Source organism: Komarekiella delphini-convector SJRDD-AB1 (assembly GCF_014831675.1).
In the GTDB taxonomy this organism is placed as follows: domain Bacteria; phylum Cyanobacteriota; class Cyanobacteriia; order Cyanobacteriales; family Nostocaceae; genus Komarekiella.
Genome location: NZ_VJXY01000004.1, coordinates 165,690 through 190,639, shown reverse-complemented (window position 1 = coordinate 190,639; position 24,950 = coordinate 165,690). Strand labels below are relative to the sequence as shown.

28 protein-coding genes are annotated in these 24,950 nt (G+C 39.8%); 7 read left to right on the top strand and 21 right to left on the bottom strand.

Features of this window, described 5'->3' with window-relative positions:
- Nucleotides 1-160: 160 nt before the first annotated feature.
- Nucleotides 161-964: a ParA family protein gene (locus tag FNW02_RS06050; RefSeq protein WP_191756650.1), complete on the top strand. Its 804-nt coding sequence runs from the start codon at nucleotides 161-163 to the stop codon at nucleotides 962-964.
- Between the two features lie 3 nt (nucleotides 965-967).
- Entirely contained in the window at nucleotides 968-2,119 is a 1,152-nt protein-coding gene (locus FNW02_RS06045) for a ParB/RepB/Spo0J family partition protein (RefSeq protein ID WP_191756649.1), read from the top strand.
- Between the two features lie 376 nt (nucleotides 2,120-2,495).
- Here the strand turns inward: FNW02_RS06045 and FNW02_RS38425 are convergent, their stop codons facing one another.
- A complete protein-coding gene (locus tag FNW02_RS38425) occupies nucleotides 2,496-2,783 on the bottom strand; it encodes a hypothetical protein (RefSeq protein WP_225225463.1) in 288 nt (95 codons plus the stop codon).
- A 695-nt stretch (nucleotides 2,784-3,478) separates the two neighbouring features.
- Between FNW02_RS38425 and FNW02_RS06035 the strand changes: the two genes are divergently transcribed.
- Together FNW02_RS06035 and FNW02_RS06030 are read left to right on the top strand one after the other, a co-directional pair.
- The gene (locus FNW02_RS06035) at nucleotides 3,479-4,438 is read left to right on the top strand and encodes a ParM/StbA family protein (RefSeq protein WP_191756647.1); all 960 of its coding nucleotides are present in this window, start codon (nucleotides 3,479-3,481) and stop codon (nucleotides 4,436-4,438) included.
- Nucleotides 4,439-4,448: 10 nt separating this feature from the next.
- On the top strand, nucleotides 4,449-4,739 hold the full coding sequence (locus FNW02_RS06030; protein ID WP_191756646.1) for a hypothetical protein: 291 nt from the start codon (nucleotides 4,449-4,451) through the stop codon (nucleotides 4,737-4,739).
- A 233-nt stretch (nucleotides 4,740-4,972) separates the two neighbouring features.
- Here FNW02_RS06030 and FNW02_RS06025 read toward each other — a convergent pair whose 3' ends face one another.
- Nucleotides 4,973-5,392: a hypothetical protein gene (locus FNW02_RS06025; protein WP_029631539.1), complete on the bottom strand. Its 420-nt coding sequence runs from the start codon at nucleotides 5,390-5,392 to the stop codon at nucleotides 4,973-4,975.
- Between the two features lie 73 nt (nucleotides 5,393-5,465).
- Nucleotides 5,466-5,849: a single-stranded DNA-binding protein gene (gene ssb / locus FNW02_RS06020; RefSeq protein WP_191756645.1), complete on the bottom strand. Its 384-nt coding sequence runs from the start codon at nucleotides 5,847-5,849 to the stop codon at nucleotides 5,466-5,468.
- Between the two features lie 237 nt (nucleotides 5,850-6,086).
- Between ssb and FNW02_RS06015 the strand changes: the two genes are divergently transcribed.
- Entirely contained in the window at nucleotides 6,087-7,262 is a 1,176-nt protein-coding gene (locus FNW02_RS06015; RefSeq protein ID WP_191756644.1) for a hypothetical protein, read from the top strand.
- 41 nt (nucleotides 7,263-7,303) lie between these two features.
- Nucleotides 7,304-8,002 (top strand): hypothetical protein, encoded by a 699-nt coding sequence (locus FNW02_RS06010; protein ID WP_191756643.1) that lies wholly within the window; start codon nucleotides 7,304-7,306, stop codon nucleotides 8,000-8,002.
- Here the strand turns inward: FNW02_RS06010 and FNW02_RS06005 are convergent, their stop codons facing one another.
- The 6 genes from FNW02_RS06005 to FNW02_RS05985 all read right to left on the bottom strand — a co-directional run bounded on the left by FNW02_RS06005 (nucleotide 8,003) and on the right by FNW02_RS05985 (nucleotide 13,616).
- A complete protein-coding gene (locus FNW02_RS06005; protein ID WP_191756642.1) occupies nucleotides 8,003-8,677 on the bottom strand; it encodes a hypothetical protein in 675 nt (224 codons plus the stop codon).
- Between the two features lie 78 nt (nucleotides 8,678-8,755).
- Nucleotides 8,756-9,631 (bottom strand): AAA family ATPase, encoded by an 876-nt coding sequence (locus FNW02_RS06000; protein ID WP_191756641.1) that lies wholly within the window; start codon nucleotides 9,629-9,631, stop codon nucleotides 8,756-8,758.
- Nucleotides 9,628-10,587 carry a DNA polymerase III subunit delta gene (holA, locus tag FNW02_RS05995; RefSeq protein WP_191756640.1) on the bottom strand — a complete coding sequence of 320 codons (960 nt, stop codon included), beginning with the start codon at nucleotides 10,585-10,587 and terminating at the stop codon, nucleotides 9,628-9,630. The genes FNW02_RS06000 and holA overlap by 4 nt, the downstream gene beginning before the upstream one ends.
- Nucleotides 10,588-10,731: 144 nt before the next feature.
- Entirely contained in the window at nucleotides 10,732-10,983 is a 252-nt protein-coding gene (locus FNW02_RS38420) for a hypothetical protein (protein WP_225225462.1), read from the bottom strand.
- An 18-nt stretch (nucleotides 10,984-11,001) separates the two neighbouring features.
- Nucleotides 11,002-11,457: a hypothetical protein gene (locus FNW02_RS38415; protein ID WP_225225461.1), complete on the bottom strand. Its 456-nt coding sequence runs from the start codon at nucleotides 11,455-11,457 to the stop codon at nucleotides 11,002-11,004.
- 341 nt (nucleotides 11,458-11,798) lie between these two features.
- The gene (locus FNW02_RS05985; protein WP_191756639.1) at nucleotides 11,799-13,616 is read right to left on the bottom strand and encodes a 3'-5' exonuclease; all 1,818 of its coding nucleotides are present in this window, start codon (nucleotides 13,614-13,616) and stop codon (nucleotides 11,799-11,801) included.
- A gap of 214 nt (nucleotides 13,617-13,830) precedes the next feature.
- Between FNW02_RS05985 and FNW02_RS05980 the strand changes: the two genes are divergently transcribed.
- Entirely contained in the window at nucleotides 13,831-14,655 is an 825-nt protein-coding gene (locus FNW02_RS05980) for a class I SAM-dependent methyltransferase (protein WP_191756638.1), read from the top strand.
- A 320-nt stretch (nucleotides 14,656-14,975) separates the two neighbouring features.
- Here FNW02_RS05980 and dnaX read toward each other — a convergent pair whose 3' ends face one another.
- From dnaX to FNW02_RS05920, 12 genes are all read right to left on the bottom strand, one after another.
- Nucleotides 14,976-16,337: a DNA polymerase III subunit gamma/tau gene (gene dnaX, locus FNW02_RS05975; RefSeq protein WP_191756637.1), complete on the bottom strand. Its 1,362-nt coding sequence runs from the start codon at nucleotides 16,335-16,337 to the stop codon at nucleotides 14,976-14,978.
- A gap of 66 nt (nucleotides 16,338-16,403) precedes the next feature.
- Nucleotides 16,404-17,738: a DNA polymerase III subunit beta gene (gene dnaN, locus FNW02_RS05970; protein ID WP_191756636.1), complete on the bottom strand. Its 1,335-nt coding sequence runs from the start codon at nucleotides 17,736-17,738 to the stop codon at nucleotides 16,404-16,406.
- An 80-nt stretch (nucleotides 17,739-17,818) separates the two neighbouring features.
- Nucleotides 17,819-18,802 (bottom strand): DUF5895 domain-containing protein, encoded by a 984-nt coding sequence (locus FNW02_RS05965; protein WP_191756635.1) that lies wholly within the window; start codon nucleotides 18,800-18,802, stop codon nucleotides 17,819-17,821.
- A gap of 131 nt (nucleotides 18,803-18,933) precedes the next feature.
- Nucleotides 18,934-19,281, bottom strand: a complete 348-nt coding sequence (locus FNW02_RS05960; RefSeq protein WP_191756634.1) for a hypothetical protein — start codon at nucleotides 19,279-19,281, stop codon at nucleotides 18,934-18,936.
- Between the two features lie 220 nt (nucleotides 19,282-19,501).
- Complete coding sequence (locus FNW02_RS05955) at nucleotides 19,502-20,554, bottom strand: DNA methyltransferase family protein (protein WP_225225460.1); 1,053 nt, start codon at nucleotides 20,552-20,554, stop codon at nucleotides 19,502-19,504.
- Nucleotides 20,514-20,864 carry a hypothetical protein gene (locus FNW02_RS05950; RefSeq protein WP_191756633.1) on the bottom strand — a complete coding sequence of 117 codons (351 nt, stop codon included), beginning with the start codon at nucleotides 20,862-20,864 and terminating at the stop codon, nucleotides 20,514-20,516. The genes FNW02_RS05955 and FNW02_RS05950 overlap by 41 nt, the downstream gene beginning before the upstream one ends.
- Nucleotides 20,861-21,544 carry a hypothetical protein gene (locus FNW02_RS05945; RefSeq protein WP_191756632.1) on the bottom strand — a complete coding sequence of 228 codons (684 nt, stop codon included), beginning with the start codon at nucleotides 21,542-21,544 and terminating at the stop codon, nucleotides 20,861-20,863. The genes FNW02_RS05950 and FNW02_RS05945 overlap by 4 nt, the downstream gene beginning before the upstream one ends.
- Before the next feature lie 61 nt (nucleotides 21,545-21,605).
- Nucleotides 21,606-22,445 carry a ThiF family adenylyltransferase gene (locus FNW02_RS05940; RefSeq protein ID WP_191756631.1) on the bottom strand — a complete coding sequence of 280 codons (840 nt, stop codon included), beginning with the start codon at nucleotides 22,443-22,445 and terminating at the stop codon, nucleotides 21,606-21,608.
- Complete coding sequence (locus FNW02_RS05935; protein WP_191756630.1) at nucleotides 22,433-23,029, bottom strand: Mov34/MPN/PAD-1 family protein; 597 nt, start codon at nucleotides 23,027-23,029, stop codon at nucleotides 22,433-22,435. Before FNW02_RS05935 ends, FNW02_RS05940 begins: the two co-directional genes overlap by 13 nt.
- A 2-nt stretch (nucleotides 23,030-23,031) precedes the next feature.
- Nucleotides 23,032-23,754, bottom strand: a complete 723-nt coding sequence (locus FNW02_RS05930; protein WP_191756629.1) for a prokaryotic E2 ligase family D protein — start codon at nucleotides 23,752-23,754, stop codon at nucleotides 23,032-23,034.
- Nucleotides 23,751-24,479: a hypothetical protein gene (locus FNW02_RS05925; RefSeq protein WP_191756628.1), complete on the bottom strand. Its 729-nt coding sequence runs from the start codon at nucleotides 24,477-24,479 to the stop codon at nucleotides 23,751-23,753. The genes FNW02_RS05930 and FNW02_RS05925 overlap by 4 nt, the downstream gene beginning before the upstream one ends.
- 43 nt (nucleotides 24,480-24,522) lie before the next feature.
- Nucleotides 24,523-24,945 carry a hypothetical protein gene (locus FNW02_RS05920; protein ID WP_191756627.1) on the bottom strand — a complete coding sequence of 141 codons (423 nt, stop codon included), beginning with the start codon at nucleotides 24,943-24,945 and terminating at the stop codon, nucleotides 24,523-24,525.
- Nucleotides 24,946-24,950 lie beyond the last annotated feature (5 nt).

The window sequence follows — 24,950 nt, the reverse complement described above, 5'->3', positions numbered from 1 at the left end:
TAGATGATTACTTGCAGTAAACATCTATTTTGATAGAAATCCTTGTTAGAGAAATCAGAAAAATGAGATAACATTATCTCAAAATTATTCGCCAAAACTGATATAACGTTATCTCATGACTGGGAGTTGGAAATATAGTAATCAAGAAAGAGAAAAAATTATGCGAGCCAATTTGACCCTTTCGATTGAGACAAACGCTGGAGGAGTGGCGAAAAGTACTATTTCATACAATCTTGCGTATGAATTGGGTGTTCGTGGCTATTCAGTGGCACTATTAGACATCGATCCTAACGAATCATTGACATTATTTTGCGGATTAGGAGAATTTAAAACTCAGGGAACAATGGCTAATGTTTACCATCCAGACTTTAATGGGAACTGGCCTTTAGTTACAGCTTGGCAAGGTAAGATTGACAAAATTCAAGTTTGTAAAGGCGGAAAAGAATTACACGAAACAATTCGGGAAGTTTCAAAGGATCTGCGTGGAGCTTATACTCTTGCAGATCGGTTGAGTGATTACCCCTTATCTCACGATTTTGTAATTATCGATTGTCCTGCAACATTGGAGCCTTTACCACTGACTGCTCTTGCAGCTTCTAGCCACGTGTTAATTCCCATTCAACCTGAGTACAAGGCTTCTCAAAGTGCTGCGGCGATGATTGAGTGGTACTATTTCAACTGCAAGCGGCTGAGATTGAAACCGACTCCGAAAATATTAGGTATAGTTCCTACTCGTTGGAAAAGTGATTGGGGAGCGCATAGAAGTATTGTTGAGGAACTTCCCCTAGTCTGTAAGAATTTGGGAATTCAGTATTTTAGCCCAATTCGAGAATCAGCTGATATTCTTAATGCTTCTGGTAGAGGGCTACCTCTGGGAATTTACAGACCAGGCAAAGAGGCAAGAGGAGATTTTCTGCCAATTGTTGATGCACTAGTTAACGAACTTAAGCTAATAAGAGGTTAATCGATGACAAAATTAAACAACCCGAGTGTACTTGGAATGTTTGCTTCTGCTGCTGATTCACAACAGATATTTGAGCTTGAAGAACGAGTAGAAGATTTACAGGCAGAGATTACAAGATTAAAAGATGAAGAAGCACAGGGAAAGCTTGCTGAAGAAGAACGTACACTCCTCAATCAAACTATTGAAGACCTACGAGAACATTTGAAAGCATCTGGAATTTTTAAAATTCACTATAGTGAAGTCAGACCCAATCCGAAACAAGCAAGGCAAACATTTACTTCGGATAGTATTCGGAGTATGGCTGTTTCCATTAGAGAGGAAGGGCAACAACAGCCGATTATTTTACTACCGGGAAATCTCATTTTTGATGGAGAACGGAGATGGAGATCAGTTGCAGAAGAGTTACAGCCAGAAATTGAAACACTTGATGCAGTGATGCTTCTAAAAGAACTTTCTGAAGAGGAATTACATGCACGCACTTTATTAACTAGTCTTCACCGAGAAGGCTTGAATGAGCTAGATTTAGCCGAAGGTTTGATTCAACAGGCTAAGTTAGCTTTGGAATTTGAACAGGAAGAAGTAGTTAGAGCACTTAGGAGAGCAATAGCTAGATTAAACGCAAAAAAACTTTTGCCCCAATTAACTGAATTGGTTGTTTTAACTAGAAAAGAGCAGTCAGAAGGCATTAAAGCATTTAATTTAGACGAAATAGAACAAAGTATTCTTCTGTTATTACTACGTTTTCAGCAAAATCCAGCATCAGTAGATGCAAATGTCTTTCCTTGTTTACGGCTTTCAGAAGACTTAAAAATTGCGATTAGAGAATCGGGACTTGGTGCAAATCATGCCCGATCGCTCCAAAAACTAAATTCTAAAAATTTAAAAGTTGAAGAAACTAAAGCTCTTAAAATCCGACAAGATACTACATCACAAGTTTTGCAAGAAAGGCTAACAGTCGCTCAAACTCGTTTTCTAGTTGCCCAAACTATTGCTGAACATGCTCCTGAAACAAAACCTAAACCAAGTCACCAAATTAGTTCTCTAATTCGAGATGTCTCAGCAACTAAGATCGAAGATATCCAGCAAGAGCAACTGAGAGATTTATTGGCTGTATTAGAAGCTAAGGCAAAAGAGATTCGGAAAAAGTTGGACTAATACTATCTCGTCCGACTTAGTTCACTGAACCGGAGATGTCCATGTAATCTATCGAGCGCCCATCTAAACTACCCAAACGGCTTTCGCCTGAATCCTGTAGAGTCAAACCAGAATTATCAGCCGAACGGTTTCAGAATGTGAGATTTCTAGACTGTGACAAAGCAGTGAGCCGAATTATATTTGAGTGCTGACACTGCCAAGAGGGAATACTTTGTGAGTTTACGGGTGAGCCTGTAGTTGGAGAATATAATGGACGGTCTTCAATCATCCAAGTTAAAGTTCAATGCCCCAACTCTGAGCAAACTGCTATTAGAGTGAGTACGGGAGAAGTGCTTTCTACAATAGCGATTCCTTCTCCTTGGACATAAATAAGTTTTCAAGAAACCAAATAATCTTTAATCTGGTCTTGCTCACCTCGTAAAGCTTTCATTCCTTGTCCATGAGCAGAGCGTACCTTGGAATGACTCCTCTTCAATCGATCCAGAAATTCCAGGTTACTCCAGCGACATTTTTTAGCTACCGCAACCACTAATCGGAGGTTGGCGGTAATCATTTTTTGTTTAGCCAGTTGACCAAGCTTTTGAATTTGGGTTAACTGTGCTTCTGTTTTATTTACCTCGGCAGCTAGTTCAGCCCTAGTTGGGGACCGCTCTAGTCGTTGCACTTGAGAATTGTTTTGCTTATCAAGTTTTGCATTGACCTTACAAGTCTTGTGTAGATAATCTTTTACTCTGGCAATAGCCTCGGAAAGCGACCAATTTCTCGTAGATAAATTATAGCTGTATGAGAGCTAGGGCTAGACATCTTGCGGGAAGCTAATTTAATAACAAAAACATTGACAGTAGAGTATAAATCAAACAGTCAACCATTTTAGAGGGTGTTGGGAACCAACGTTTTGAAACGCGGGATTGAAGCAAGGACGCTTTGTATTTCGCGCTATGCGTCTCGGAATAAATATTTTTTTAAGTGGGCTTAGATCCACAACTAAAGTTTTTTATTCCTTCTTCTCTATTTTTTTGTAAGTTAATTTCTACTGCGTTCATAGAAAAGATTTCAAAAATTCTGATGGGTGCTGTATGGGGGCTGTGTGTACCCCAAAAATAGATTAGGACTTCAATGAGAATTTGACACCTACATAGGGGCTTTATAGGGGTTTTATGGGGTATATTTAGGTGTTTGATATTTTGTACCCCACTTAGCCCCCAAAGGGTATGATAAGCTCTTGAGGTTAGAGAGGGGAGGGGCAGAGTTCTGGGGAAAGACTCATAGCAAGTTATTCTTCTCTCCCCTGCTTTCCTGCTCCCCTAGATAATCTGAACAGATAACTTTCACAAATCAAAACGTATTGACTTGATCCCTATGTCGAACATTCACGCCTTGCAAAAAATTTTTCCTGCTGGCTTTGATAACGGTTACGGAAGCCTAAAACTTTTAGTCGATGGCTTTGAAGTTGTTCGTGTTCCCAGCTATATAACCAATGCCGAGATGGAAGATGTACCCGGACGGGTAGTTTTTAACGGTAGTGCTTACACTGTCGGGGAATCAGCTTTCCGTACAGGTTATCATTTTGACCGGAACACGGATAACAATGAAAACAAAGTCAATAATGCGTTGTTGACTTTGTTCGGTGCATTGGCACATCTTCCACACCGTAAGGCTTGGCACTTAAAATTAGTCGTCAGTTTACATGATGTTGGTCTGGCTGAAGAACTACAAAAAGTACTAAATGGAGAATATCAGCCGATACTTGCTGGCAAACAATCAGACGTGAAAGTAGAAGTGCTGAAAGTTGTACTAGAGGGTATGGGTGCATTGTTTGGGCATCAACTACCCAAAAAATTAACAATTTTAGACTTTGGCAATGGTACGACTCTGTATTCTCGTTACAACCAGGGGAAACGAGAAGTTCACACTGCCTATCCCATCGGTGTAGAAGTTCTCATTGATGATATCTCCCAAAAAATGAAACATCTAAATGGGGGAAAAATCGGGGATGCATCCAAGATTCGATTTTGTCTGGAAATGGGACATACCAAGTACAGCCGTGACATCGATATCAAAGATATATACAGTGCTTGTTTGAAAGATTGGTATGAAAAATACTTGAAGAAAGTGGTGAATTTGACACTTGATGCCAAGCACCAAGGGGATGAAATCTGGGCGATTGGTGGAGGGTGTCTGTTACCAGGATTTAAGAAGCTCTTAGAGAAGAACGGTTTCAAAATTCTGGATAATCCGGTAGAAGCTAATGTTTTTGGGCTTCTAGAAATGGCAAAAACCATTACGAGCAAGAATTCACCAAACACATCTGGGAAGTAAAGTTATAACAATGACAGATAAACAAGACTTAGCTCCGGTAAAAGTTCGGATCAAAGATAGCTACCGTGAGCGGATATTTGCAGAATCCCAAAAACTAGATAAAAGTTACTTGGAAACGCTTTACTTTATCATTGATTGCTATTTTGTTTTCATAAAGGCTGGATTAGCCACACAAAAAGTAGCTTTTACGCCGATTAATACTGAGTCAAACCAACTTATTCAGCCGAATCCCCAGCCATCTCCAGACCCAAAACCAGAAGATCCTGATGACGAAACATTCAGTCTTGATTTTGAATTGTAACCGTCAGATGAAGTTGGCAACGGTAATTCCCAACCCGTGGGGTAATTATGTCAAAAAAGTTTGAAATCTAGCTCTTGTGTAAGTATTTTAGTATTTATGTACTATATAAGATAAGTTGATGTCAGCGATTCTACCAAACAGTAGATTTTTATTCCGGATTTCTGTAAAAAAATAATGCCAGTACCAACAAGTAAGTCTGTATGTACTAGCATTATTTATTCAGTTAAGTGGATCTAGAACGGAGGTTCTTGGTCTAAATCTTCATCTGTCGAAGTAACGTTATCTTCGAGTAGTTCTTTGGCAAAATCGGGAGTTTCTGGCGAGTGAGGGGTTTTACTAACCTGGGTGAGTTCGTTGATGGGTTGTGCTGACATAAAGTTTCTGATTACGAATGTGGCAATCTTTTCTTTGTAATCACCCCTGTTATCAACTAGCAAATCAAGATATCCTTCTGCTGTGCCGTGTACGCCTTCCCCTTGTTCGTTAATAACGACAGCGGGTGCGCCTTTGGAACGGAATGGCATCTCGTCAGCAACTACTCCTTCCTTGGAACGGTAGTAGAATTCGGCGATCCCAAAGGCAATCAAGGAACCTTCTTTGTCGTGGGTAGTGTTCACTGACTTAAGATTGATAGTTGCAGTATTATGAATCATGTTCGTTTTATTTGTAGATTGATTAGATGGTTTATCGCCTACGATTTATAATGCATAGGCGATTTGTAATTTCCTAGAAATTTGCGTTAGCTACAGCCTGTGTTTCATTTGGTGCAGAAGTGGATGTAGATTCTTCCTTACGGGGTGAACCTAACAATTCAATAGCGTTGATTGTAATTACGGGTTTTTGCCGCATAGTGCCAGAATTTTTATCTGCCCAACGATCAAATCCAAATTCGCCAGTAATTGCAATTTGGGTTCCTTTACGAACGTAATTTCCAATCACTTCTGCTTGATTTCCCCAGGCGACTAAATCAAACCAAAGGGCTTGTTCACTTCTGTAGGGTGGTCTGACTGCAATAGACATTGAAGCCTTAACTGCGCCAGACTCGAAATACTTGAGTTCTGGTTCTTGTCCGCATCTGCCAACCAGCATGACTTTGTTGATATAGTTCATAACGCGAGGATTTATATATTTCTCTTATTGCTGCGTCAGCATTAGTTCTTTCAGGATTTATTATTTTGACGAGTTGTTTTATTTAAACCACATTCTTTTTTATTCATACTTATGAGTTATTTTTTGTCCTTGTTTATCGTAAAGTTGTGGTTTTTACTAGGGAACGACAAGTTACTCTGTGCTATGGTGGTATCGCAATTAGCGTGGTATGCATCTAAAAATTATAAGTAATGACTTATGCCTGAATATCTTCTCCTGAAGCGAGTAAGTATTTGTAAGCTGATACTTTTGGCTTTAATGTGGATACAGTCCGACGAGGATAGCCAAAACCAGCTGACTTCTGACTACTCATCTTCTTTACGGGTAGAAAATCTTACCTGGTTAGGAGAAACATCTGTTGGAGAAGATGTAGAGCATTTTTGTGATGTTTCAAATACAACTAGGATAGGCGTTTGGGGAGAAATCCTAGAACTAAAGTTAGTAGATTTAATTGCTGATTTACCGACTTGTTTGCACGATGCGTCATGGTTTGCCCTACTAGCAATTACCATGATGCTAGTAGATAAGGAACTAGACCGAGTATGCGTGCATCCACAAGATGAGTATTTTTCCCGGACTATCGCGCTTGAAAGTTTAGTATATTTAGGTTATTCTTACTTAGCCAAAGGTCATCCTTATTTAGATTTTCCTCTATCGTTAGAAGACGCTAAATCATTACTGCCAGTTAATAAAAAGCAAGAGCTAGAAATCGAGTTAGAGAAATTTATTATTGATACTTATGAAGACGATTTTGATGATGAATATCCAGATGTTAATGAGCTTTCACCCATCTATTTACAAGAGATTTTAAAAGAGTTTTTTAATGAATCTGATTGGCAGGGTGATATCAATCAAGAGGCTGTTGCCGAACTCCAACAGAAGTACGGTTCGCAGTATTCAGAAGGTGCGTTTTCTGCTGAAACTGAGGGACACGAACGTTGGGGGAAAACGCTTGTTTTTCTCAAACAGTTTATAGGTCTGGATTCTAGTTTTATCGAAAGCCATAGTGATTTATTCATTGATGAATCTCAGACGGCTGATTTACCTGATTACTTCTGTATCAAGTCTCATTTAGAACGTTGGCAAGACCGAACAGTTGTTTTATCCCGGTTGGTTCATACTTTGGTTTATTTTCTGCTGGTAGAACAAAATTATCATCCCAGTCATCTGGAAGATTTGATGGCTATTCCAGCTTCTTCGCGGGCCATATCCAGCTTACAAGCTTGTTTGGGTATAGCTGCTTACAGAAGTGGTTTTTATATGGTTGCTTATAATATTCCTGAATCAGAAGTTGGGCGCAACTGGCTTTTAGAAAAAGCTTTCCCTAGCCTGTATGATTTTTATCAAACAGGTCGGTTGAGTGGGAAGCAATAACTAATATTTTATTGTTGGTTTACAAATATAGATTTTTACTTATGAATAAATACTTATTTATAGGATTGTTACTCTTACTGATTGGATGTTCATCTCCAGAAAAAGAAGATAAAGTCTCGGCTATAGAATCGAATTCTTCACCTACGCCATCATTATCCCCAGCTAATGTTAATAATGCTATGCCATCGCTAAATCCAGAAGCGTTGCCTGATTTATCGAATAAAGAGAAGCTTGGAGAAGTTAATGCAGAGAACGACTTAATTGACTTGTTCTATTTTGATGGTAATGGCGTGAAAGTGAATTTGACTGTAGCAGCTGATAAAGGTTGTTTTGTCTACGTGCGGCGCAGTACTCCAGACCGAGTTGGTGAAGTTGAAATTGAGTCATTACGGCGCGAGAAATTGGGTTTGTGGCGTTCGTATAACACTCAGCGACTTCTAACTCAACCTGCTGGCAATAAACTAAAGGTTTATTCATCAAGTGAGGAACTTTCTTCTACTTATGAAAATCCTGCTGTATCACAAGAAATCCTTGTAGCATTGAAGGAATTGAAAGAGCGTGAAAAATCGTTTAAATTACTTTTACGTCAGGACTTGAGGGCAAGTGATTCAGCAAGACGAATTTATGTCAATCAGTGTCAGAAATTAGGTAATTTTTATTATAAAGAAGAACTCCCTCCTTTCACAGAGAAGGAGAGGAAGGACTTTGAAAAGAGTGTAGAAAAAAGTACTGAAAATTAGTTATGAGAACAGTGATAATTGCTCCATCTGAATATTACTTTCAGTTGTAGTTGCTTTAACAGGGTGTTTGTTCTTATTTGACGACCTTTTACCCCACCCTTCTTTCGCCGCGTGTTTGACTATGCGGGAACGGATATCAGCAGCTAGGGTTTCATAATCAGAGCGGATTTTTTCATACTGAATTGGGGTTGTACCGATCTTCTCCCACAGTTTATCGTATTTGAAATTCTCAAAAGGTCTGTGCCTTAGGAGGGCATCATAACTTGCCCAGAGGTAAACATCCGTCCATTCAGATGAAAGCGGCACTTCAAAAGCAATTGGCATCATAAGTGCAACAACTTCGCTGCTAGAGGCGAGTTTACCTACTTCTCCCTTGTCTATCTCTTTTAACGCTGTATCTAATCTATCGACTGCGATCGCTTTTCCTACCCAGGACGGAATTGACTGTTGCCAGCCATTCTGCTGAGTCACAATTGGCCCGACGATGTATTGAACAATTTCATGACTTGCTCCTGCTAGATCGAGTAGACTGGCTGTTACAACTTTGTTAATCCTTTGGCTGGTTAGTAACTGAAGTATCTTTCTAGTGCTAGGAGTAAGAATTTCGCTAGCTTTTTGGCTTTTGCTGTTACGGATGGTTTCTTCGACATCGAATAAGCTTTGTTGCTGGTTCATATTCCTTATGTGTAAATAAATACTGCCAGCTAGAAATACTTCTAACTGGCAGTGCTTTTTGATAATGGATGGGTTTTGCTATGGCAGAAGTAGGTTATCCCAAACGCTTCTAGGAGTAACGTGATGCAGCAATTGCTTCCTTGCTTGCGTGAATTTAGCTAGCAATTGAGTGCTTTTTAATTTCTGCCACCAGTTGTGTTGCAGGTAGGTAAGCAGCCATAATTGTGTCTCGTGATTCCAGCTTGAGATGGAGTTACTCAAACTGAGTGCGTTGAGAATATCGTCAGGAGGCACTTCCAGTTGAGTTATGATTTCTTTTGAGATGGAAGCTAACATTGTGATGTTGGCGATCGCTTGACCAGGACTGCCTGAACTGATAGCTAGTATTTTTTCTGTTACCTCGATTTGTTGGTCTTTCAGAACAGAGATAACCTCCTCATCAGTTAACCTTTGGAAAGGTATGATTTGACACCTACTCTTGATAGTGGGTAATAGCTTTTGAGGATAGGACGAGATCAGGATAAATGTTCCAGTTTTCGGTTCTTCCAGCGTCTTGAGAAGTTTGTTGGCGGCGGTAGGGTTGAGCATATCTGCTTCGTGGATAATCACTACCTTTTGCTTGGTCTTGACTGCACTAGTTGATAGAAATTCAATTACCTCGCGCACCTGTTCTACTCGAATAGCAGGTATACCTTTCTGCTGGGAGGTGTTTTCGGGATGGGTTGGTTTGATTTGTAAGATGTCTAGATGGTTATTTTCTCCTGCGATCGCGGAACGACTCTCTCTTGGGAGTATCGCATTTGCGATCGCCAAAGCAGTTTTTCCTTTCCCCACTCCTTCAACTTGACTGCTAAATAGGTATGCAGGAGCAATTTTATTCTGTTCGATTGCTTCAGTCAGGAGAAGTTTGGCGGTATGCTGTCCGGTGATTTCTGTAAATGGGTTGTTTTTCATATCGTAGAAATTTCAGCAATTCGACTGGTTAGGTTGTCAACTCCGCTTTTGAGTTCGGCTTCGAGTTGTACAAGTAAAGTAAGACTGTGTTTAAGCTTTTGAACGCCTACAAACTTGACTTCTTGTTTGAGGTAATACAATCTTTTGGGGTTTTTCAGTTCAGCTATTTCTGCAATCTTAGTATCAGATAATTTAGTTTCTACCCCAGCTTTGGTTATGAACCAAGTGCGGAAAATAGAGGTAAGTGTTGCTACTATTTTGAGCGGGTGTTCATTATTATCTATTAGTTTAGATACCTGCACTATTGCTAAACTGGGATGGTTTCTTAACATAGCAATAGTAAGCTTTAGGTAGTCAGTATTCTGATTGCCAACGAGCTGTTTTACTTCCTCAATAGAGATTATTTGTTCGCTTGCATAAACAGCAAGTTTAGCAAATTCGCTATCGGCTCGTGCAGTATTATTACCAATTGCTTCAGCTAGGTAATCAGTGACATCTGGCGTGAGTTTAACTTGATGAGCAGCTGCATACTTTCCTATCAAGTTAACTATCCCCTTTTTATCCCAACTAGGGACGAGAGGAAACTCTTCTTGCTGGGCATATTTTAGGATAGTTTTTACTACTGTCCTGCGCGAATCTGGCTTTTTGTTACCAGTAATTAGTAGAATGTTGCTTGAAGGTATTCGGGAAAGGTGATTTTCAAGTTCTTGGTTATTATCTTCATTTGATAAACTTCCAATTAGAGAGTCGCTGTCTGTATGAATAATTTTATTACCTTCTCCAAAGGGCAAGGTCATAACCTCAGTAAAGACTTTGGCAGCAATATTTTTCTCATTTCCAGATAGCTTAACGTAATTGAAAGCTCTCCATTCCGCATGAACATTTTGATTCACTAAATAATCAATTTTTTGATTGAGTAAGTAGCTATCTTCGCCGTAGTACAGATATACAGTCATGATAGATTAGATAAACATTTATTTATAAGACGTTAGTCGTAAGCGGTGGTTTAAAAAAATAAGAGTTAGTATTAACTCTTTTCATATCCTTAGTATTTGTTATATAGCCGCTAGCAAAATATAGCGATCAGCAAATACTTACACTTAATTTTGTACTGACTGTACTGACTTTTGATTTGAGACTTTATCAGCAGGATTTTCTACTGGTTGAGTACCCAAATATTTCCGCCAAGAATCTAATTGTTGGAGATATTCTATTACTCCACTAGAACCAGTTACCTCATATAGCGCAATAGCTGTTTCCCATTCCTTTAAACTAGCTTTTTTATGGGAAAGAATTTTGACTATAGCTCCTGGAAGTTTAGTCTCTTTACCAGTATCTAGATTTAGGTGCAATACGCTTTCTAGTAATAGTTATTGTTCGGATAAAGGAACACCACCATCTTCGATATTTATAGTATGAAGCTGGGCACTAATTCCTGATAGAGGAAGAGTATGCTGAATAAATTTTTTAACTTTCTTGGTTTTAATATTTCTCCTTTTTGGTTTAACGATAACTGGGTTGTTTGGTTCTGTAACTTCGTAACACTGGGGAAGTTCTAGAGAGAGTTGACCTGTTAAGTGCCATGATGCACTTCGTTTTTGTGGCGGGGTGATCCGGTACGAGAACTCGGCTGTTTTTCTCGCATCGCCAAATTTCCTTAGTTTGACCCGTATCTTGTAGCTGATAATTCCTTGAATGTAGGTTTTTGGGTCTAATATTATTGGATTTGTATTTTCCCACCACTCAATTTCAACTACGCGATCGCCATCTAATTCATAGATATTTCTAACTCTGGCATTAGGATGAGATGCGAGGAATGAGTTCACCCAAGCCCTTTGTTTTTTATTAAGCCTGGGCTTGCGATATGAGGATTTATTTTTCATTAGTTACTTTTCCAATTTAAGAATAATATCTCCATTAATACATCACTGAATTGACGAAATTAATCAGTTAATTAATGACTGGCACTGTGTTTGTTAATCTGCTTTTTAATTTTTGAAGACCTATTTTTTGTTTAATATAAATGCCTGAAAATACTTTTCTAATGAAAGTCTATTTGCTTGTAAGTATTTGTCATTATTTACAAATATATTGAGAATTCATGAATTGAAAAAAGACTTGACATTTATTATTTTTAGTGCTTAGGTTAAATATCAAGTTTATTTATTTAGAAAAGAGATAACTGACGTTCATTCCCTTCTAGTATTTCAGGAGCGGCTATTTTGAGGATTTCTTCTCGCCTTTTTTCGATAATGTCAAGATAGTATTGACGTGAATAGCTCTCATTAGTGCTGATATTAGTAATACCTCTGATTCCGTAATAGTAAATTACTACATCACCAGGTTTTCCTAATTTAAGAAGTTCTTTTTCCCCAACACGAATTTTGCGAGTAATGGAGAGTTTTTCTATCGGGTATTTTCCTGATAAAATCTGTGATTTTACATCTCTGAAATATTCCTCTGCTGTGGATTGGTTTTGGATTAAGTAGGTTAGATATTCAACAGGGAATTCTTTCTCTAGTTTTGAGCGAGAACGGCTTCTCCAACTACCTTTGCGGATAATCCAGTTATCTTTTAGCCATAACAGATAGTTCTTAGTTCCCCTTTGCGGAATAAACATTGCATTGGCAATAAACTCTAATTTGACGGTTATTCCTTTGGGTAATTCAGACTGAAGTGTGGCATACACTTTTTCTGGGTTGGGGTGAGTAAAGAACACCCCATCAGTATCAACTTCTACAGGGATTGCACCAGCTTGATTGATTACCTCAATCATGAATTGTAGGATGCGCCGACCGTAAGCTGTTACCAAGGCGGCTGCTTCCATATCGTTGAAGGTGAGTTCCGATGTTCCGAAGAACCCAAACTGAGAATTAGCTAAAACTTTGGTAGATTCTCTTTTTTCCTTGGCAACAATGTCTCCGGTGCTGGCAACTTGTTCCAACCTTGATTTCTCATTTACCAAATATTGCAAGATGCTCAAGCCGATTCGCTTTGTATCCTTACAAGAGACAATCCCTTTCGACAAGATGGTTTTGGGGTACATAGAACTGATATCAATGTATCCAACCTTTTTATATAGTCCTGGAATAGAGTAGGCTATCCCCCCTTGAAATTTATACTTACGGTCGGGCTTGGGTTTGTATCCTGGGTAGTGATGCGAGAATATTTGCTTCCACTTGGTGCCGTTACCAGCGAGGGCTAACTGCTGGAGGTTCATCCCCGGTACAACCAGTGCTTCATAGTGGTATGAAGGTACAAGTCTGTTAGCTATGAGTTGCGTATCTTCCAAGTCGTAAATAAGGTAATCCTTGATTTTCTGCCATCCCCTACTACCAGAATCGGCTTTCCAGCATGCGAGAATTTCTTCATAGGGTAGAACCAGTCGCGCTTGCTTACGCAATCCCATTTCCAGTACCACCTGTTTAAGCGATCGCCCGTTAGTAAGTTCCTTGGCAACAAAATCCCACCTGAGAACGCAGATAAAAATATCTACGTGCAGGCAGTTGCGGATGAATACCTCTCGAATTTGCAGTGGCTCGCCGCGTACTTGAGCAGTTCGGATAGTACGCTTCTTAGATGCAATTCTAAACGGATGAGGAATGCCATGTAACTCGCAGCGGGTAATGAGAAACGGTAGGTCAAATTCTGTTCCATTGTAGGTGTAAATTACTTCTGGTTTGCTTGCTTCTAGGTGTTTGAAAAACTCCAGGAGGATTTTGCTTTCGGCTTGATACATAAAAATGGCAATCTCTCCTATCTCCCTCATGCAGCCAATTGCATAGATCCGATTTTCTCTTGGGTTTATCCCTGCCGTCTCAATATCGACTACCAGAGTTTTGAGCGCCCCATAGGTCGGAATATTTACTGTAGGATGCCATTCAGGTATTGGGGTAGTATCTGACCAGAATATGTCGAGTCTTTCCTCATCAACGATAATCTTATTACCAGATTTGGTAATAAAATCTCGGTGGTTATAATTCATAATCTCCAAAATTAATTACTTTTTTTTTGCATGAATCCTTGTGGTTTAGTTGGTGGTTTTTTGGGTAATAAAAATACCTCAAAAATCATATTTAGATTATTAGGAAGGGCGAATATTGAAAGCGGCTGCATATGTGGTTATTAATAAAAATTTTGACAGATCCCTTGCTGGTTCTAAAATGAAATTGGACTTCATCGCTGACACGCCCTAGCTTATGCAAGACTTTAGACAAGAAATAAATGCCAGAGCTTCTATGGATTTGGAACAGCGAAAGACTTGGTATTCTCCCGTTGCTGATGTTTATTACAATGCAAGACCGCACTATCCAAAGGAACTAATTGATCGGTCTGTGGCTTTAGCCCAACTTGACTCAGATGCATCGATTCTTGAGGTTGGTTGTGGCCCAGGAAATGCGACGGTGGCTTTTGCTCAATTTGGTTTTTCAATGACATGTATTGAGCCAAACCAGGATTTTTGTCATTTGGCACAACACAACTGCGATCGATATCCAAAAGTTACAATTTGCAATACTTCATTTGAGGAGTGGGAACTAGAAGCAAAACAGTTCAATGCCGTTCTATCTGCTAATGCCTTTCACTGGATACCGCCAGAGATTAGATATACCAAGACAGCATCGGCAATGTGCGATAATGGTTTTCTTATTTTGCTATGGAATCTGACCCCAGAACCGAAATACGAAGTTTACCAAGTTCTAGAGGAAGTGTATCAAGCTTATGCACCCTCCTTTGTTCGATACGAAGGTGCGGAAGTTCAAGCGGAGATTTTGAGGGGTTTTGAACAAGAGATTTTAGACTCCAATTGTTTTCAAGAGTTGGTTGTCGAGCAAACTGCGTGTGAAGTCACCTATAGCATTGATGACTACCTCAAGCTTTTGAGTACCCATCGGGGACTAGAGCCACAAGCGGAAGAGCGACTATTTGCAGGATTGCGCCAGAAGCTAGAAAAAATTGGAGATAGTGTGCAACTTGAGTTTCTTTCTGCTGTTCATGTTGCCCGCAAAGCACCTGTGAGAGGTTAAGAGAATTGCACAAATGTCTGTTCGCTGCTGGTAATTCAAGTCCTGTACGAAGGCTAATTGCTTCAACTGGCATAATTTTAATCAGATACTTCCAGAATGCCAGTTGTTAAATTTTGTTGTGGTATTACTTGATATCTTAATTTTTTGCTTCCCAGTCAGGACAGTCTTTATTAATCTTGAGGCTTGCTGCACAAGGTAGATATTGCTGTAGATGTAAGTGTATTATATTTAATGTAATTTTTGAATAAGTCTGAAAAAATCTTTCCCCAAAGTTTTTATTGGGGAAAGTAAGTGTTTTTACAAAGTGACGAACATTTGAATTAGGCAGTTTGTAATTGAGACTTCATCTGAAGCTCTTGTACCAGTTGTACCCACGCAGGTGCTTTTTTACCTTTAATGGGAGTAAGATTGTTCCAATGCCTTTCGAGTTCAGATTGGGATAAATGTGGGAGTTGTTCTTTACCCCAATTGATAGCATCTTGGATTGTTTTCCAATTAGTCCAAGGTTGTTTTTCTTCTTTGATATTGCTTAACTCAATGAGTGTCGCTTCCAACCAAAGTTTAGCTGCCTCCGAGTCACGCATTAACTGTTGTCTTGACATTAACAGGGCAATACTTGCCTGAATCTGGGTTAGTTCCCACATCTGAGAAATAGTAACGAGTTCCTGCCAAGTGTCTTCCTCCAGTTGAGTAATTTGTCTATTATCAGGAGCAGTTTTAGCCACTAGCAGGTCTTTGAGAAACCCAGTTAAACTTGAGTAGATGACGAATGGGTTTTTGCCATACTCAATTAAGTCTTGGAGGATTTGTAAGTTAGCTGTTACCTCCCCTTTAGCAAGATTTTCGGTTAGGGTAAGTAGGTCGTGTTCGGGAACGACACCTGATAATTCCCAAACCCAGTTTGGTGTGATTTCATCTACTCCCAGGTTGCTCAATTGATCGAGCAATACAAGACAGTTGCGAATAAAACCTCCACAAGACTTGATGATCGCCCAAATACCAGCTGCGTTAATGTTGATGTTTTCGTTCTGGGCAACTTCTGATAAATACTGAACAAGTGTTTCTAGCCCTACTCTCCTAAAATCAAACTTTTGACAGCGCGAGATGATAGTTTCAGGAACCTTGTGTATTTCAGTTGTGCAGAAGATGAAAACTACATGACGAGGTGGATTTTCAATTGTCTTGAGAAGCGCCTGCCACGATTGACTGCTTAGGGCATGACATTCATCAATAATGAAAATTTTGTACCTTCCCTCAACTGGTGCAAACTGGATAGTGGAAATTAACTCGCGGATTGTTTCTACCCCGCTATTGCTGGCAGCATCTAACTCAGTTACATCCAAGGAAGAAGAGGCTGTAATTCCCTTGCATGAGTTGCATTCTCCGCAGGGCTTGGTTGTCGGCTCCTGGGTTGACTGGCAATTGAGGGATTTAGCCATGATGCGGGCGGTGCTAGTCTTGCCCGTGCCTTTGGGGCCGTTAAATAGGTAGGCGGGTGCAATCCTCTGGAGTGCGATCGCCGTCCCTTGCGCGTCTCCTTTAGGAGAAGGCGGGCGTTTAGCGATCGCGGAGTGACTTCCTCCTGGGAGTATCGCATTTATGAGAGTGCGGACGATATGTTCCTGCCCGATTACTTCACTAAGGGTCTGGGGGCGGTACTTGAGATGTAGTGGTTGGTACATAATTTTGATGATAAACGGGTGTTTTATTTACTCCCTACCAGTGTGGTTGGTAGGAAGTTTGATTTTTTAGGCAGTCGCCGCTTCTTTTTTCGTTCGTGGCGATCGTGAAGTTGACTTCCCTTTGTTAGTATCTTTCGCTACTACGGTTGGCGTTTCTATTTGAGGAGTTTCACTATCGTCAGTTGCCTGTGCCACATTTGTTACTTCTTCAGTGCCAGACTCAGTTTGAGTGCTAACTTTTGCCTTTGTACTTTGGCTATTTACCTTTTCAAACCCCTGCTTGATTTCTACAGGCATTACCAGATACAACTGATTGAGTAGCCCTCCCATCGGGCAGACAATGACTGGTTGCGTGGGTTTGTTGCACCGCACCACGATTTCATCGGTACTGATATGCTTTAATCCTTCGATCAGGTAGTCGATGTTTAATCCAATACTGATGTTTTCTGAATTACTAGTTACTGATTTCATCAGTACCGAGTCAACTGCATCCCCGATATCAGTAGCTTCGGTGTATAGTGTTGCCTGTGTAGCTTCCAATTCCCAGAGGATTTTGACAACCTTTTGCTTGCGTTCGGCTAGATAACTTACCCGCTTCAGCGCGCTCTCAAATCCCTTGCGCTCTAATGTAAATTCATACTCAAACGACCGGGGAATCAAGCTATTGATTTTGGGATATTCTCCCTCCAGAAGTCGGGAAATGAGCTTTGTATTAGGAAGGCTAAACTCGATAGTTCTATCTGATAGAAGAATATTGCAGACGCTCGTATCAGCGCTTTGAGAGAGAATTTTGTTTAACTCGCTAAGTGACTTACCTGGAACAGTGAAGTTGATTGGGTCAGAATATTCGCTATCAAGTGTTCCTGTTACTAGCGCTAATTTGTGACTATTTGTACTAGCAGCTTGCCACTTGTTGGTATCAATTTTAAAGTTGACACCAGTTAAAACCAACTTTGTTTCGTCGCTGCTGGCGCAATAGAGTGTCCCTTCAAGGGCAGCTTGGAGTTTCTTGGCACTTAAGTTTATCTCCGTCGGGTTTTCCCCCTTGGGAAGTGTTGGGAACTCGTCAGATTTTCCCCCAATTAGTCGGCACTTACCGCTATTGTGAGTAATTATGCAGGCTTGGTTTTCTACTTCTAGGGTAATTTCTCCTCTGACATTATTAACAGTGTCAGTTAATAGTTTGGCAGGGAGTGCTACCTGACCTGAAATTTCGACATTAGCGGTGGTTGTAGTATGAATTGTGAGGTTAAGGTTTGTACCTGTTGCTGATACTATCCCGTCTTCATCTGCAATCAGTAAGATATTTCCTAAAATTGGGTCAGTGGGTTTAGGACTGATTGCGAGGTAAGCGGTTTCTAGAATTTCTGCGAGTTTAGATTGTTCAATTGTTAGTTTCATTTGTTACTTGGTTTTTAGTGGATGATTCCTTGACGGGCGCTATTTCTAGCACCCTTTTTGCTTAGATGAGGTAGTTTGTTTTAGTAAGGCAGTTGTTCCATCTCAGTACTGTATGCTGTATAGTCATGACCTCCTGTACTAGGAGGAAGTGCTGCTATTGGCATATCGGCTGCACCTATGAGGCGGTTATGTTCTGCTACAACGGTTGATGTTTTACCGATGCGGTGAGAAAATTCGGGATTTGCCTGCATTGTTGTTTGGATATCGATTTCTTTGGCCTCTGAGAAGAATTCGAGAAAATCGCTGCCATCGGGGTTTGGTGATTTGTAGGAAGTGACAACTGCTACCCAAGATTTATCTCTTTGGTTAACTGCTTCTTTCGGTTCAAGGGATGGTGTGAAGGTGGGTTGAAATGCACCAAGGCGATGAAACTCTGCACGTTTTTCAGCGACAGTTGTATCAGTAAATCGGGCGAATGCAACCTCTAGTTCGCGTTGGAATTGCTTGTAAGCCTCGCCAAATTTTGATGATGCAACGCCTTTGATTGATAAGACAATTGGTACTGAATGCAGGTTGTTATTATTTTCATCGACAAGTTGCAACAAGTAGAATCGTCTCAATACTGCGGCATCTTTGCCGAGTGCTTGGTACATTTCGTACCCATCAGGTGATTCGTACACCCCCACAATTTTGCCATCATCGCGCTGTTCAATATATCTGGGAGAAACATCAAGAATGTGCATTCTGGGCGATTGCAACAATACTCCCATTTCTGGCGTACCACTGGAGAAGGTGTGCTTGTGTGTTGGTTCTTGTCCTTGCCAGTTAATTGCTGCTAAATATTTATCTTTTATAAACAACCCAACTTTTTCTGCTTCCATGTGGTTGATGACTTGGCAGATGCAGATATTGCTAATCGGCGCATTGTACTCAGGATTGGCAAATTTAGAAATAGCTGATTTACGCTTTTGTATGTTTGCCCCATTCTGAACGGTTTGTTGAGGAGGTTCAGACTCTGAGACTGTGCTTTCTTCAGTAGTAGGCTTTGTTTGATTTCTTGCCATAATTTTAATTAATTGAAATCAATTTTTAATGCGTCAAGCAAAAAGCCGTTGTAAAAAATAAAAATCGTCTGTTATAAAGACGACTTGAAATATTTATTAATTTTTCGCTATTTAGATACAGGTTTCATCATTTAAACTTTAGAATCTTTAATCGAGAAAACCTCACAATCGCTTGTGGAAGGAAACCCTATTGCAGTGCTGTTCTCAATGCACTCTTTCTTTAATTCGGTAAAGTTGTTCATGTAAGTGTCTTCCTGAATAATTCCAGTTTTGGTATTTAAAAGTGTCTGATAGATTTGCTGAAGATTGATGATGATTTGTCTAAGAACAGATGTATTTTCAGTTGTGAAAGTTAGTGACACAGATGTTGTGTTTGAATTGTGAATTGCAACTGTTTGTTCTTCAGGTGCGCCATAAGTTGTTATGTGACTATCTTTACCAGGAATAAATCTGTAGGAAGCAATAGTTTCAATTGCCATATTTATCTCCTTGTTCGTTGGGGTTTAATTTCAAGCATTTTATTAGTAAGTTTGGTGACATTACTGACTTTCCAACCAGCAAGCTTGCACTTAGTAACTGCTAGTTCTAATTCTTGCTGTGTAAGGGTTTTGTATCTCGTATACTTTCCCCATTTAGGGAAGATGTACGTGACATACCTAGTTTCATCAATTTGGCAGTACGCCATACGCTTGTAGTACACTATGGTTTAATTATTTTGACGATTCTAGTAGCTACATTTGTAGGGTTATTTGAACTCAAAAAGGCATCTTTATCTACCAACTCGACATAGCTCTTATTACTCTGTAGCCACTCTTTGAAGCTTTGATACTTCCGGTTGAAGAAAACCGATTCAGGGACGACTGAAACTAATACACCACCTGATGTAATTAACTTCCAAGCTTGATAGATATGCTCGACAAGTTCGCAAAATGGAGGATTCATGATACAGGCATTGTATAAATGACTGGGGTTAAACTCCAGAAAGTTTTTCCCTACGAGATTAAATCCTTTTAGTTCTAGAATTTGTCGTAGGTTGTAATTCACCTCAACTACCTCTAGTTGAACATTGGAGTAGGTTTTAGTGATATACTCAGCAATATTTCCGCTACCAGCGCTAGGCTCTAAAATTCGCCAATTTGGTTCAATATCTGCCAGTTGAACAAGCCGTTGACAGACTGGTTTGGGAGTAGGGAAGAAATCTCCAGATTTCATACCAATGATTTCTAACTCAAGCTTATTAAGTTGTTGTTTGGTAGTATCAATTGCTTCAGGTTTTACTACCTGTTGAATTGCTGTTATTGCTGATATGATTTCGCCTGATGTATTTAACCCTGCGCGACTGAGAGATTTTACCCAGTCTTGGTAATATTCGCCTTCTAGTATTTCTTGGACTTTCTGGCTAGTTTCTCCACTTTGAGAAATCCTAAATAGCACTTCCACCTGTGATTTACGAGATATACCGCGTAGTATTGGTGGGATATTTCCTGTTTCCCACATTTGTGCGATCGCAAATAGCCAAGACTGGATAATCTCAAGTTCAATCCCTTCTTGGATTATGCCTTGAGCTATGGTTTTACGGCGCTTTGTTGCCCTTTGATTTCCAATAGCAGGATTTTTCTTTTGGTCAATAGTTGACTGTATTGAGGCAGCTAGCTTGCGGAGAGCTTCTGCTTTTTCTAAGTTAGGAATATTGAAAATATCTAGTGATGAGTTATCCTCGTTGTAAGACAGATTCAGTAGAGATAGTTGCATTGCTAGATTCCTTTAAATCTTTAACGGCGCATTTAAGAATTAGGGAGGTTGGTACATTCCAAGTTTTTACCTCCCATTCAGTAGCTAATCGTTCTGAGTGACGGATAACTGCACTACTACATTTGTTTTTTCGGAGAAGCCAATCTCTAAATTTTTCGGCTTGTTCTTTGGTATCGAACCCGAAATAGCTGGTTTTTCGGTTTCCCAAGGGAGCAGTAATAGTTGCTACCCGGTGTGAGAGGATATTGAGCGTCCAACCATTGTTAGAAGTGAGTTCGATTTTGGTGATATTTAATTCTGTTGGATTCATAATTCCACTTCAGGAATTGCTGCTAAATATTCTGTAGTTGATATTTCTCTTGCCAGCCATTTATCATGTGCTTCTTGAGGAGTTATTTTATCGGCTAAATGTTTCTTTTCATTGTTGTCTCCTATAAAAGGAGCGAGTGTTTCTTCTAACCGTTCTTTGAAAGCCAAATGTTTCTTATCAGAATAAGTAAACTGATAGATACTATCAGTATTTATGAACAAGTAAACTAGGCTAATTTGTTCTAATGGCATTCCACTTCGTTCGTGAAGGAGAAATAATCTCAATTGGGTTTGCCACTTGCTCTCAAGGATTTCAAAGTTCAGAGGTTTTTGAATTGTCCAGTCAAACCCAACTACTTGATTTTCACCATAGATAATGAGGTCGCACTCGCTATAGAGAAGGATATCGTGATATAAATATTGAAGTTGGGCGCTCCATTGTTTGTTTCCAAGAATGTTTATAAAAGGTTTTACCTTATCAACCCAGTTATTAATTTGGGGGTATTCCTTTAAGAAAGGTTCGACTGCTAGCCCTAAACCAATTTGTTGCATAACGAGATGAAACTGACCTCCAGCAACTTCGGATTCACTTTTTACAGTGAGATGAGAATAATTTTTCGTCGATAAAGACTCTGGATGATGTTCGACTAGCTCAAGTGTTTTGTGATTGAATCGATTCATAAAAATCTATCCCAAATTTTTTTTTGGGATAAATATGCGTGAGCTACTTGTGGTGATTTGTCTACGGTATATAGTATTTTTTGAGATTGTCGATACTTGCGTATAAACTTCGGGTTGACATTGTTTTGAGGTCAAAATAACTGGCGAACTTTTTCAACCCTCCGGTGAGGGTTAATTCCAGTAAGTACTGGGCTGCGATCGCACTCGTCATTTTATTGACAAATAGCGATTGATAATTTCGTGCTTGAATTTCTGCACATGAGAGGTTGTTGTCTATGAGTTCTTCCAGTTGAGGAACTAACAGTTCCGGGTGAACCAGCCCCGGAGAGGGAAGATGCAACCAGAATTTAGGTTTGTCTGGATTATTGGCAGCTTGAACTATATCAAAATTAGAGTGCGTTCCAACTACTACTTGGCCGGAGTGGTTGCTGTTTCCACAATCCAGCCAAAATAGCGATGCTGGCTCATTTGCACTGTTCAGTTTGAGAACTGAGTGAATTTTGCTCCTGGCGGCGCTGTTATCCACACAACCAATAATTACTGTTAGGGTGTTCCATGAATTGGTGGTGCGAATCATGTCTTCTTCAAACCAGTCACAAATGGCTGTAATCTCAATTCCATACTTAGCGCTGCATCTTGCAGCCAGTGTTTGTACCTTTGGTAGTCCAATTTCAGCTTGTTGATAATTTTGGCGGGTGATATTTTTAAGTTCGACAGTATCGCCATCGACGATTGTAAAGTTGATTTCTTTCCTCGTGCGCTGGAGTTGCAGGATTATTCGACATAAGTCTTCTGCAATAAACCCCCCTGTTCCTCCTGCTCCCACTAAGATGAAATTGATACGGGTATGATTGCGAGGTAAGACGGGTAAAGCTTGTTGGTAAGCAGTTAATTCGAGCATTTTACCTGTGGTGGAAGTTCAAATATTTGATTGGGGTTGATGTCGAAAAAGTGATTGTATATCCCGATGCGGGTGTATATTGTGGGAGTGGTATTCAGTGTGCCGACGATCGCGAACACTCGAAATTTGCCTTTTTCTTCCTGATTGTCTGCACTTGAAGGGTAAGCAGCTAGAGTACCATGACTGTGTATTTCCACTAGCCCATCTGTATAGCTTTTATGGAGTGCGCTTTCTAAAGATAGAACGTGAGTAGAAGACGCAGTTTGCAGTGGCGTGTGACACCACCATTGGTTAGTTGTCACTCCCAAGTAGAATAGGATTTCCTGTTGGGGGTTGATACTAGCAGCATTGATAATATCAGTGATTATTGAGGAGGGGACTTTTGGGACTTTCAGGCGAAAGTAGGGTTCAAGGGGTTGGAGTCCAGCAACTTGAGTTTGAGTCACTTGCAAGCAAACCTCTAACTCGCGGCGGTGCGATCGCAAGAAAAGTCCATTTGCTGCCAGCCAGTATTCCTGAAGTTTTTGGCTGTATGGAGGAAAGTTATTACTTGTAGCGAGGTGATAACTAATAAAGGCATTCATGGCTAACTGAACAGATGATTAATAATGTCTTCTGGGGTTTTGATTTTCCAGCTATGAAAGGGAACAAGGTCACTTGAAGGGTAGGATTTGACTTTAGACTCGTGCAATTTGATTAGCTGATTGCAGATATCATCAGGATAAGTTTTTGACTTGCCTTGGGACAAGTCCTTATTAAAGGGTGATTTCCAGAACAACTCCCAAGCTTGGCTTATAGTTGCAGCACTGCACATACCGAGAGAATTTCCGCCAAAGCAAATACCAGAGTCGTCCCAAACATTAGGCAGAGGTGGTTTGTACAGCTGTGCGTCTGGTTTAAATACCCTCCCTTTAACTGCCCATAAGTAATATCTACTACCGCATCCAGCAAACAGAAATGCAGGCATGGGAACAGTAATTACCTTTGTTTCCTGTCCCATAATTTGAATTTGATATTTTTGGGGAGAGTAAAACTGAATAATTGCCTCTCCCTCTGGATTTTTACCCCACCAAATCGTGTTGCTAGAAAGCCATCCAGATGCAGCAGTTTTACTTGTAAAGGCTTTCTCTACTGCTTCAGGAGAAAGAAACTTATACTTAAATTTTTTACCTTCGCGTTCGACTAAGATAAACTGTCCTTTGAGGATAATTAACTGCGCTAATAAATCATCTTGGGGAATATTGGCAAGCAGTATTTGGGAAACATTTTCTAAGTCAATTATTGGCAATACATTTGTATCTATATTCATGCTTTTGATGCTTGGTTCCAAATTCTGACTGCTGCTTTTCGAGCAGGCAGAGATGTTTCTAGCAAGTGGGTAAGCTCATTTGATTTTTCTATCATCGAGACGGCTTCTTTCCATTTTTGACCGAGAAATATGATATTTTCATAAGTCCATTCTAGCCAGTCACTTGTTTCACACGTAATATCTAGCCAGATATTTTCAGTCGAGTAATCTATAATTCGTATGGCTATATCTAAATATTGCAGAGGACTTTTGTAACGACGGCATAGTTTGACAAGCTTCTCGAAGTAAATTTCTTCTGCTGAAGCAATGTAATCAGGAGTAAAACCAAAATTTAGTTTCCATTGGCTTATACTGTACCCTTGTCCCATCAACGACAAGAGGAAATTTTCGGAGTATTCTAGTTCCTCAAAGTCTTCATTCCACCACTCAACTCTTTGTGGTAAAACCAGAATACTATCACGTTCTGAACTAAATTCAATTTCATCGATATATTCTACTGGAAATAGATTTTCATTCACCAGATTAATAAATTCAATTTCTCTATCAGAGTAAGCACTTTCTGGATGTGATTGTTTATCAATAGGAATGGTTGATTCTAGCCATTGTTCTGGGAAGATTTTTTGATACAGACTTAAGATGTTAACTCGTTCGGAGAGATTTTCTAGGTAGTTAATTGCTGTTATACAAGTAATGGGTATTTTGAATGATTGTATGTTTGCAAGCATAATTAATCAGCCGCCATAACTCATAGCGGCTATAAATTTGTTATTACAGTACGGGATATTTACTCGTGGCAGCAGGTTGATGCTTAAGGCTTCGGGTTACTTTTTCGATGTAGGTTTCCCAATTTTGACCGAGCTTGATAGCTTTTTCTATCTCAGGCTGTAGGGTAATTAAATTTTCGAGACTAATTTGATTTTTTATCTCCAGAAGCTTTATCTGCCACCCTAACTTTAGTGCAGAATTTATTTCTTCAGAACTATTTTTCAATTCTCTGAATTGACTTCCCTTAGTACCTGCTTTTTTTACCAAACGAATTGAAACCGTATCATCAGTTGTTTGTCGTTCAATTTCGGCACTAGCATATTCTGGAAAGTAGACGCTAATGGCTGTTTTGAGAGTGTTGTCATCTTGGGCGATCGCCTCATCAAGAGGAATTTCTTGTCCTTCGATAATCGCAATGTACTTCATGGTAA